This window comes from Tenacibaculum sp. 1_MG-2023 (assembly GCF_030547425.1).
In the GTDB taxonomy this organism is placed as follows: domain Bacteria; phylum Bacteroidota; class Bacteroidia; order Flavobacteriales; family Flavobacteriaceae; genus Polaribacter.
In genome coordinates, this window is record NZ_JAUORH010000038.1 from 1 (window position 1) to 10,267 (window position 10,267).

The following is a 10,267-nucleotide window of genomic DNA, read 5'->3' on the forward strand; positions in this document are numbered from 1 at the left end:
GAATATTATCAATATGATTGATTAGTTTTCTTCTTCTACGATTATAAACACTTCGCTCAATTTTTGATGAAATAGTACCAGGAAGCTGTCTGAACAGATTGTTTTCACTGTCAATGCCCATATATTCAGCAGTAAGGCTTAAACTTATTAATTCCAAATCATTTAGCTTTGGCTGTCTTCTTTGGTAGGTTAAAAGCTGGTGTTTTGATGTTTTTTGTAACACTTTCAATATTCTTTCATAATTTGCATTTAAGTTGTTCATTGTTAATGTTTTGTAACTGAAACAATTTACTAATTATCAGTAAGATGAACAACTTTTTTATTTTAAATCATAATGCACAACGGGTTTGGTATATGTATAATGTTGAAACTGAAGGGCATTCTTCTATAATAGCATTAAATATTTTAAATAAAAATAGAACTATAATTCTATCAAATATTTCAGCATTTAATAAAAATGTAAAAAATATAGACCAATAAAATCACAATATTAAAAATAACGAACTTGATTATATATTAAAGAAAGAATACTAGTACATTTTAAGAGATCCATATTCTAAAACAAGCCATAATTTTTCCGTTTTTACAACTAAAATAGTTATTTTAAACTAGAGGTTTAACCTATTCTGAATGATTTAAAAAAAACCTATGACACTAAGTATCACAGGTTTTTAATACAACTAATTATATTCTAATGATTAGTCATCTAATAACTCTGCTGCAGTTTTTAGTTTTTCTTTTAATTGTTCAGCTAAATCGTTGTTACCATCCGCATCTTGCGGACTAATTTCTATAGTACCATCTTCATTACCATCAATAGCAGAAGATAAATCTACTTCATTTAACATTGCATCTAAATCAAAGTTTATAGTAACCTCAGTTAAGCTTTCAGAAACAATAATATCAGTAGTTTCATTTTCAAAGTCTACTTCAATTTCTTCTTCAAAATCATGCCAGAAGATAAACGGTACAGTATTTATAGTACCTTTAACAACAACTGTTTTATTAAACATGTCGCTAGACTCGTCTGTATTTTTATCAAACTCAAACTCAATTTCCTCGTAATCAGCATTTGGAAGTTCTAAAGAAGTAATGTTTGATATTCCAGTTAACAAATCTAACTGAAATGGTCCTCTCAACTCAATCTCATCATCAGAACTTATGATACTGTCATTCATAGTATCTTGGTATTTATCATCAAACTCTAACTCTATTTCTGTGATGTTTAGTTTAAAATCAGAAATGGTTACTTCTGCATTATTTACACTTTTTGAAGCTAGTTTGCTCTGATTAAATGTGTTAGTTGAAGATGCCTTAATTCTTAAGTTTTCATTGTTTCCATCTTCACTAGTACAAGAAGTTCCTAATAACATTAATGAAGTTGCACTTAATAATAATACTGTTTTTTGTAATGTTTTCATGATTTTGTTTTTTCATTTATAACCTTAAGACAACCATATCTCTCCTCTCCCTACCCTAAAATTTATTTTTTTCAAGATAAAAATATTACCTACTAATAATGAGTTATTTGTAGACATATTTTAACAAAAAACTTCTCGTCACCAATATCTAACAGAATTAAAAACTCTGTTTTTTTTACTAAGACTTATCTGAAACAAAGTCAAATTGACTTTTTAAAAACACTTTTTTAGTAAAAAATTGTCTTTTGGTTAAAAAAAAGGCAATCAAAAAATAAAACTGACTCAAAAAAAACACTAACAAAGCAAATTTCACCTTTATATGCACTAAAAAAAATTAAATTCATTTAATTTGTAGTAAATCTCAATAAACTATGTCATCAAAAAATAAACTAGAAAGTTTTACTAATACAGCTGAAGAATTTGTCTCTCCAGAGTACATTCGTAACCGCTTCTCTAAAGTTATGTCTGATATGTACAAAAATGAGGTGCCACTTTATGGTGATCTACTTGATTTGGTTCATGACATAAATGATAATGTTCTTTCTGAGTCTAAAGAAATTGAAGAGCAGTTAGCACATACTGGCGAATTAACTCGACTAAATATGGAACGCCACGGAGCAATTCGTTTAGGTAAACCCTATGAATTATTTACGATGAGACGTCTGTTTAAAGTAATGGGAATGTATTCTGTTGGCTACTACGATTTAGCCCCAGCTGGTGTTCCTGTTCATTCTACAGCTTTTAGAGCTATTGAAAGCACCGCCCTTAACCAAGCTCCATTCAGAGTTTTTACCTCTTTATTACGTTTAGATTTAATTGATGATACTCAGCTTCGTAACAATGTTGAAACTATTTTAGAAAAACGTCAAATTTTTACAGAAAAAGTTTTACAACTCATTGATAAGTCTGAAAAAGAAGGTGGGTTAAATAAAGAAGATGCCGAAACCTTTGTTCAAGAAGCATTAGAAACTTTTCGTTGGCACGATACTGCTACCGTAGATTATGAAATGTACGAAGCTTTACTAAATCAACACAGATTAATTGCTGATGTAGTTGCTTTCAAAGGGCCTCACATCAACCACCTAACCCCTAGAACTTTAGATATAGACAAGGTACAAGTAAGTATGGAGGATCGTAATATTCCACCAAAAGACAATATAGAAGGACCTCCTGCAAGAAAATGCCCTATTTTACTACGTCAAACAAGTTTTAAAGCATTGACCGAAAAAGTTACTTTTAAAAACAATGCTGAAAAAGAAGAAATAGGCGAACACAAAGCTCGTTTTGGTGAGATTGAACAACGTGGTGTAGCGTTAACTCAAAAAGGACTTGACTTGTATCACGAGTTATTAGGTAAAACACGTAAAGCTATTGGTGGATCACCAACTGCCGAAAATGCCTCAGAATACAATAAATTATTAGCAGAAAATTTTAAAGTTTTTCCTGATAAATATGAAGAGCTACACTCAAAAGAGTTGGCATATTTCCATTATTTCACTACCGATAAAGCAAAAACTTTATCTAAAGAAAAAGTGTATACAAAAGCAGATGTAAACCAATTATTAGAGGATGGCTATTTAAGCATAGAACCTATGGTTTACGAAGATTTCTTACCTGTAAGTGCAGCAGGAATTTTTGCTTCAAACTTAGGAACAGATGATGCTAAACGCGAATATGAAGGCACTTCAAATCAATCATTATTTGAAAAAGATTTAGGTGAACCTGTTTATAAGTTAACAAAATGGTATGAAGACATGCAAGATGAAAGCATACAAAACTGCTTAGCAGTAATAAATGCTTAAGCGTAAAATAGAATATTGAAAAAGTGTAGCCGTATATTTGCATTATCGGCTACACTTTTTTCGTTAAAAACGATTGTTTATCTTGTAGCCTATATTAAGTTTATGCTAACAAAATTATTCTTTTGGAAAATCAATTTGATTATATAGACAAACAAATACTTTCAAAATTACGTTTAGATGCTCGTAAAGCCTATTCGCAAATTGCGGAAGAATTAAAAGTTTCCAATTCCTTAATTCATCAACGCATTAAAAAACTAACCGCTGAAGGTGTGATTAAAAATGCGGAGTTTGTTTTAGAAGAAAAAAGCTTAGGCTATAAAACCAAATCATACACAGGTATTCGATTGCGTGAAGCTCGCTTTGCTAAAGAAGTAATGCACGAGTTAGAAAAAATACCCGAAATAACCGAATGTAACTTTGTTTCTGGTTACTACGCTATTTTTATTTTAATATTTGCTAGAGACAACGAACATTTACAAAAAATACTATACGATAACGTACATTTAATCAAAGGAGTGGCAGGAACCGATACTTTTATATGTTTCGATACCTGTTTTAAGCGTCACATTCCAATAGAATAATTAACAACACTACCCACATTTTAGGTATTTAAGATAATGGTACAAACAACACAACTAGAAACGTTCAAAAAATCATTAACTGGCGAACTATTTTTTGACAACCTACATAAAAACATTTACGCAACCGATGCTTCGGTATATCGTAAAATCCCACTAGCAGTTGCATATCCTAAGAACATAGAGGATATTCAGCTATTAATTGATTTTGCTACTAAAAATAACATCACCTTAATTCCGCGTACAGCAGGAACTTCATTAGCAGGACAGTGTGTGGGAGATGGAATTGTAGTTGACGTATCTAAACACTTTACCAACATACTGGCATTTGATGAAATTAACAAAACCATTACGGTAGAGCCAGGAATTATTCGTGACGATTTAAACCGCTTCCTAAAACCATTCGGGTTGTTTTTTGGTCCGAATACCTCAACCTCTAACCGTTGTATGATTGGCGGAATGGTAGGTAATAACTCTTCAGGAAGTACTTCTATTCGTTATGGAGTAACTCGTGATAAAGTAATTGCTATTCAAGGCTTGTTAAGTGACGGTAGTGAAGTTACTTTTTCTGAAATTACTTCAGCTGAATTCAATCAAAAGAAAATAGAAAATTCGTTAGAAGGAAACATCTATCGTGCTATTTATACAGAGCTTTCTCAAGAAGCCGTTCAACAAGAAATAAAAAAAGAGTTCCCAAAAGAAAGCATTCACCGAAGAAATACTGGGTATGCAGTTGATGAATTTTTAACTTCCGATTTATTTGGCGGAACTCAACCAACTATCAATCCTGCTAAATTTTTATCAGGAAGTGAAGGAACCTTAGTATTTTCAACGGCTATTACAATTCAACTAGACGACCTACCTCCTACGCAAAGTATTATGGTATGTCCGCATTTTACTAGTGTAAACGAAAGCTTAAAAGCTACTGTTACTACCATGAAACACACACTCTATGCTTGTGAATTAATGGATAAAGTAATTTTAGATTGCACTAAAAATAACCGTGAACAAGCCAAAAACCGTTTCTTTTTACAAGGAGATCCGGAAGCTGTGTTAATGTTAGAAGTTTCGGCAGACACTATAGAAGAAGCTGAAATATTAGCCGATAAACTTATTAAAGATTTAAAAGCAAACAATTTTGGGTACCACTATCCTAAAGTATATGGCGAAGACATTGCTAAAGTACATCAGCTACGAAAAGCAGGTTTAGGATTATTAGGAAACATTGTTGGAGACGATAAAGCGGTAGCTTGTATTGAAGATACTGCCGTAGCCTTGGAAGATTTACCTACCTATATTGAGGAATTCACCAAAATTATGGATAAATATCAGCAAAGAGCAGTGTATTATGCACATGCAGGAGCTGGTGAGCTACACTTACGTCCTATTTTGAATTTAAAGAAAAAGGAAGACGTAGTATTATTTAGAAAAATAACTACTGAAACTGCTGAGTTAGTTAAGAAGTATCAAGGATCGTTTAGTGGTGAACATGGTGATGGTATTGTGCGTGCGGAGTTTATTCCGTTAATGATTGGTGATAAAAACTACCAATTATTACGAAGAATAAAAAAGGCATTCGATCCAAATAATGTATTCAATAAAGGAAAAATTACCGATGCTTTTCCTATGGATCAAAGTTTACGTTATGAAATTGATAGAAATGAACCTAAGATAGAAACCATTCAAGATTTTTCGGATAGTGAAGGTATTTTAAAGCTAGCTGAAAAATGTAACGGCTCAGGTGATTGCCGTAAATCTCCTGAAGCTGGGGGAACACTCTGCCCAAGTTACCGAGCTACTCGTAACGAAAAGGAAACTACACGAGCAAGAGCCAATACATTACGTGAAGTGTTAACCAATAATACTGCTAAAAACAAGTTCGATTCTAAAGAACTAAAAGATATTCTCGACCTATGTTTAAGCTGTAAAGCTTGTGCTAGTGAATGTCCGAGTAATGTAGATATTGCTTCGATGAAAGCAGAATTCTTATACCAATATCAAGAAACAAATGGATATTCTTTCCGTAGTAAATTATTTGCTAACAATGCTAAATACAACAAATTAGGAAGTAAATTCCCTGTGCTAACAAATTTCTTTACCAACACCACCCTAGCTAAAAAAGTTATGGGAGTTGCTACAGAACGTTCCGTTCCTAAATTAGCAAAACAACCATTGAGTGCTTGGTTGAAAAAACACGATACTAAACCTGCCAATAAAACGGTATATCTATTCAACGATGAATTCACCAATTATTACGATGCTGAAATTGGTAAAGATACCGTGATTGTATTAGAAAAACTTGGGTATGAAGTAAAAACTGTGAACCACGAAGAAAGCGGACGTAGTTACATCTCAAAAGGTTTTTTAAAAGAAGCTAAGGAAATTGCAAATAAAAATGTGAACACTTTTAAAGAATTAATTTCTAAAAAAACTCCATTAATTGGAATAGAACCTTCGGCTATTTTAACTTTTAGAGATGAATACTTGCGTTTGGCAGACGATAAAATAGCAACCAAAAAACTTTCTGAAAATTGTTTTACTATTGAAGAGTTTTTAGCGAACGAACATGCTAATGCTTCTATAGATACAACTAAGTTTAGTAACGAAACAAAGGAACTTAAAATACATGGGCATTGTCATCAAAAAGCATTATCTAGTACACATGCCTCTTTTTCTATATTAAATATTCCCAAGAACTATAAAGTAACAATTATGAATACCGGTTGTTGCGGTATGGCTGGATCTTTTGGATATGAAAAAGAGCATTATAAAGTAAGTATGCAAGTGGGTGAAGATACGTTGTTTCCTAAGATTAGAAACTGTTCAACCAGTGCAGAAATAGTAGCCGCTGGCACTAGTTGTCGTCATCAAATTTATGACGGAACAAAACGTTTAGCAAAACACCCTGTAACAATTTTAAAAGAAGCTTTACTTTAAATAATTGATTTTCATTTCTTTATTTTGTACTTTTAAGACGATTAACTCTTAAAACGTACTATTATGGCGAGCAATAAAATCATCTTTAACAATGCACTGCTTATTTTCGCAGGTATTGTTAGCTTTTTTTTAGTTATGAAAATTTTTGGATTAGAAGATATTTCCGAACTGCGTTTTTTAAACTTTGCTTTCGTTCTTTATGGTATTAACAGAGCTATAAAAACTAATATTGTTAAAAACCACGAATCATTATATTTTACTAATTTTTTATTAGGAATAGGAACTTCTATAATTGCTATAGCTTTAACCATTTTAGGGTTAATTATATATGTAGATTTTATTGATCCTGATTTTATGAAAATACTTGAACAGTCTTCTTTTTGGGGTCAGAATTTAAGTTTACCACTAGTTGTATTTGCTTTAGCTATTGAAGGGATTGCTTCTTCAGTTATCTGTTCTTTTATTTTAATGCAATATTATAAAAACTATAAAGTTTCTAATACTATGGTTGCTTAGGTTTTTGGTAAAAAAACTTCAGCCATCATGCAACGAGCACTTCCACCACCACAGGTTTCTATAGTTTCTAGAGAGCTGTGTAGTATTTTGCTGTGCTTTTCTATAGCGTGAATTTGATTTTGTTTTAATGAATTAAAAGCAGAAGAACTCATTACCAAGTAACGTTCGTCATTCGTTCCTTTAACTTGTAGCATATTTCCTGCAAATTGTGTTACTTGCTGTTCTGATATAGCAATAACTTCTTTTCCGTCCGACTTTAAATGTTTTAATAAGTTTTTCTTTTCTTTTTTATCATCTATCGAATCTAAACATACCACCGCAAAAGTTTCTGCGACACACATCATTACGTTTGTATGATAAATAGCTTCTCTCCTACCCTCAACTGTTTGATTTGCTGTAAAAATTACAGGAGTATATTCAAAATCTTCACAAAATTCTATAAACAATTCTTCTTCGGCACGTGGAGACAAGGCACAATAGGCTTTTCTATTGTATCTATCTAAAATCATACTCCCAGTTCCTTCTAAAAAAACTTCTTCCTCTTCTGCTTCCGAATAGTCTACAACATTTTCTATTACAAAATCTTTTTCTTCTAATATCTCTAACACATCTTCTCTACGCTCTAAGCGTCTATTCTCTGCAAACATCGGGTAGATCGCTACATCACCATTTTCATGAAAAGAAATCCAGTTATTTGGAAATAGTGCATCTGGTGTATTAGGTTTTTTAGTATCTTCTACAACTACTACAGTAACTCCTACAGCTTGTAATTTTTCTACAAAAGTATCAAACTCTTCTTGTGCTTTAGCATTAACTGATGCAGGTAACATTCCCGACAACTCTTGCTGGTAATAATTATTTACTGCGGTTTGCTCGTTCATCCTAAAACTTGCAGGACGAACCATTACTATGGTATTTGTTGTTTGTTCCATATTGCGAATGTAATAAGTTTTTTTAGTTTGTATTTGCAACCAGAATAGTTTAAAAACAACTAAATTTTATTAATTTATCCTATTATATTTCTGTTTTGTCCTATCATACTTAACTACACTCACTATATTTTTGTTTTAAAAAAACATGAGCAATTTATTTCAAACAATTTTAGTAGGCATTGGAACTACAATAACTATGGATGTGTATTCTTTTATTTTAAATGCTTTTGGCATTAAAACTCTTGATTATAAATTTCTTGGTCGTTGGATTGGGCATTTTTTTAATGGTAGATTTTCTCACCACACAATATTTACCGCTCCTTCCATAAAACACGAACATATAGTTGGTTGGGTTGCATATTACGCCATTGGTATTACTTTTGCTTTATTCTTAGTCCTTTTTTTTGGCAAAAAATGGCTTGAAAACCCTACGTTTTCACCAGCTTTAATTATAGGAATTGTAACTGTTATAGCTCCTTTCTTTTTTATGCAACCTGCATTTGGATTAGGAATTGCTGCTTCTAACACTCCTCATCCTATTAAAGCTCAAATAATGAGTTTAATAACACATGCTGTATTTGGGTTTGGATTGTTTTTAAGTGCTAAAATTTTAAGTACCTTAGTTAAGTAATCAAGTTTATTAAATATAACATTTTATCTCTTATACAGCAAAGCCACTAATACTATGAATTATTAGTGGCTTTGCTTTTATGTACAAAAATTTATTTTTTTCTAATTATATCAGCTAAATAGCTAGCGTCTTTTGACACACCTCCTAAAGTAGCAGAACCACGTGTATGCATCCAAGGTAAACCTATAAAATACAATCCTTCAATGTTACTCACCCCTCTATAGTTTTTTGGGTAGTTATCTGAATCTAACTCCAAGCCTTCTATCCACTTAAAATTAGGACGATACCCTGTTGCCCAAATAATATTTTTTATGGAAGTTACTTTTTTATTTTCAAAAACAACTTCGTTATCTAAAGCATCTTTAGTTCTTCCTACTGTAATTACATTTTCTCGAGATAAAATTTCTTTTACATCTGTACCAATTACAGGTTGTAATGATGTACTTATTTTTTTGCCTATCCAGCTGTATTTACTAAACCTTAAAAACCCGATTAACGTAAACCACCACCACAGGGTTTTACCTAAAAATTGTTGTGGTAAAGTTTTCACCTTAGTATCTCCTGAAAAATAAACCTTCTTTGAGTTTTTATATTTAGAAACCTCATCTAAAATTTGATAGCCAGAATCCCCTCCTCCAACAACTAACACATCCCCTTCTTGCAACTGTTCACTATTTTTATAATAATTACTATGCATTTGCAATATATCATCAGATAATTTGGTGTGACAAGGTGGTGTATATGGTATATGAAACGGACCTGTTGCTATAATTACATTCTTTGCTACAATTTCTCCTTCATTATAGATAATATGAAACCCTTTTACCGTTTTTTTTACTGATGTTACTAACGTATTCAATTGTACAGGAATGTCAAACTTCTTTACATACGATTTAAAATAATTGCTAACCTCATATTTAGTCGGATAATGACCTTTAGGTGCTTTAAATTTTAAACCTGGTAAGTGATTATATTCAGTTGGTGTAAATAGTTTTAAAGAATCCCATCTATTTAACCAAGAGGCTCCTACTTCTTCTTCTCCGTCTACTACTATAAAGCTTTTTTCCATCTTTTTTAAGTGGTAAGCCATGGATAAGCCTGCTTGCGCACCACCAATAATCACAAAATCTAACATCTAAAACCATTTTCATTAAGAGCTCAAATATAGATACTTTAAACAAACGCATCAAGCTTTTCTCGGAACTGGAAATTCCCTTGAAATTAATAGAGCTGCCATTTACAATATATTAAACTCATTACAAGCAAAATAACTTAAACTTTGTTTATATGATAAAAGCATGTTATCAAATAGTTTCGATTCATTAAAACAGTAGTAACATAAAGTTCTTATCAATCTTTACTATATTTTAACAAATTGACTTATTAATTTAAAATCTGTATTTTTTTGCTTTAAAATACTGATAAATGGAACAATTTGAAGGTAAAAACA

General features: G+C 31.7%; 9 protein-coding genes and 1 pseudogene. 6 read left to right on the forward strand and 4 right to left on the reverse strand.

The features are described from left to right. Window positions 1-262: pseudogene (locus tag Q4517_RS15160) on the reverse strand (IS982 family transposase); the annotation flags it as partial. 44 nt (window positions 263-306) lie between these two features. On the opposite strand from Q4517_RS15160, the gene Q4517_RS15165 reads away from it, so the two are divergent. Further along, entirely contained in the window at window positions 307-480 is a 174-nt protein-coding gene (locus tag Q4517_RS15165; protein ID WP_303511196.1) for a hypothetical protein, read from the forward strand. Window positions 481-698: 218 nt separating this feature from the next. Here Q4517_RS15165 and Q4517_RS15170 read toward each other — a convergent pair whose 3' ends face one another. Next, window positions 699-1,421, reverse strand: a complete 723-nt coding sequence (locus Q4517_RS15170) for a hypothetical protein (RefSeq protein WP_303511199.1) — start codon at window positions 1,419-1,421, stop codon at window positions 699-701. A 371-nt stretch (window positions 1,422-1,792) separates the two neighbouring features. Here Q4517_RS15170 and Q4517_RS15175 point away from each other — a divergent pair, with 371 nt between their 5' ends. The 4 genes from Q4517_RS15175 to Q4517_RS15190 all read left to right on the forward strand — a co-directional run bounded on the left by Q4517_RS15175 (window position 1,793) and on the right by Q4517_RS15190 (window position 7,254). Further along, window positions 1,793-3,223: a VOC family protein gene (locus Q4517_RS15175; protein WP_303511202.1), complete on the forward strand. Its 1,431-nt coding sequence runs from the start codon at window positions 1,793-1,795 to the stop codon at window positions 3,221-3,223. A gap of 122 nt (window positions 3,224-3,345) precedes the next feature. Next, the gene (locus Q4517_RS15180) at window positions 3,346-3,804 is read left to right on the forward strand and encodes an Lrp/AsnC family transcriptional regulator (RefSeq protein ID WP_047789278.1); all 459 of its coding nucleotides are present in this window, start codon (window positions 3,346-3,348) and stop codon (window positions 3,802-3,804) included. A 36-nt stretch (window positions 3,805-3,840) separates the two neighbouring features. Continuing rightward, a complete protein-coding gene (locus tag Q4517_RS15185; protein WP_303511205.1) occupies window positions 3,841-6,738 on the forward strand; it encodes an FAD-binding and (Fe-S)-binding domain-containing protein in 2,898 nt (965 codons plus the stop codon). A gap of 63 nt (window positions 6,739-6,801) precedes the next feature. Continuing rightward, on the forward strand, window positions 6,802-7,254 hold the full coding sequence (locus Q4517_RS15190) for a hypothetical protein (RefSeq protein WP_303511207.1): 453 nt from the start codon (window positions 6,802-6,804) through the stop codon (window positions 7,252-7,254). Here Q4517_RS15190 and ctlX read toward each other — a convergent pair. Continuing rightward, complete coding sequence (gene ctlX, locus Q4517_RS15195) at window positions 7,251-8,186, reverse strand: citrulline utilization hydrolase CtlX (RefSeq protein ID WP_303511208.1); 936 nt, start codon at window positions 8,184-8,186, stop codon at window positions 7,251-7,253. The genes Q4517_RS15190 and ctlX overlap by 4 nt on opposite strands. A 145-nt stretch (window positions 8,187-8,331) precedes the next feature. On the opposite strand from ctlX, the gene Q4517_RS15200 reads away from it, so the two are divergent. Then, on the forward strand, window positions 8,332-8,817 hold the full coding sequence (locus Q4517_RS15200; RefSeq protein WP_303511211.1) for a DUF2938 domain-containing protein: 486 nt from the start codon (window positions 8,332-8,334) through the stop codon (window positions 8,815-8,817). A 91-nt stretch (window positions 8,818-8,908) separates the two neighbouring features. Here the strand turns inward: Q4517_RS15200 and Q4517_RS15205 are convergent, their stop codons facing one another. Next, window positions 8,909-9,952: an NAD(P)/FAD-dependent oxidoreductase gene (locus Q4517_RS15205; RefSeq protein ID WP_115900862.1), complete on the reverse strand. Its 1,044-nt coding sequence runs from the start codon at window positions 9,950-9,952 to the stop codon at window positions 8,909-8,911. Window positions 9,953-10,267 lie beyond the last annotated feature (315 nt).

Bases quoted from the DNA above. Each gene is read 5' to 3' on its own strand.
- Q4517_RS15165 (WP_303511196.1), top strand. From the start codon at position 307: ATGAACAACTTTTTTATTTTAAATCATAATGCACAACGGGTTTGGTAT.
- Q4517_RS15170 (WP_303511199.1), bottom strand. From the start codon at position 1,421: ATGAAAACATTACAAAAAACAGTATTATTATTAAGTGCAACTTCATTA.
- Q4517_RS15175 (WP_303511202.1), top strand. From the start codon at position 1,793: ATGTCATCAAAAAATAAACTAGAAAGTTTTACTAATACAGCTGAAGAA.
- Q4517_RS15185 (WP_303511205.1), top strand. From the start codon at position 3,841: ATGGTACAAACAACACAACTAGAAACGTTCAAAAAATCATTAACTGGC.
- Q4517_RS15190 (WP_303511207.1), top strand. From the start codon at position 6,802: ATGGCGAGCAATAAAATCATCTTTAACAATGCACTGCTTATTTTCGCA.
- ctlX (WP_303511208.1), bottom strand. From the start codon at position 8,186: ATGGAACAAACAACAAATACCATAGTAATGGTTCGTCCTGCAAGTTTT.
- Q4517_RS15200 (WP_303511211.1), top strand. From the start codon at position 8,332: ATGAGCAATTTATTTCAAACAATTTTAGTAGGCATTGGAACTACAATA.
- Q4517_RS15205 (WP_115900862.1), bottom strand. From the start codon at position 9,952: ATGTTAGATTTTGTGATTATTGGTGGTGCGCAAGCAGGCTTATCCATG.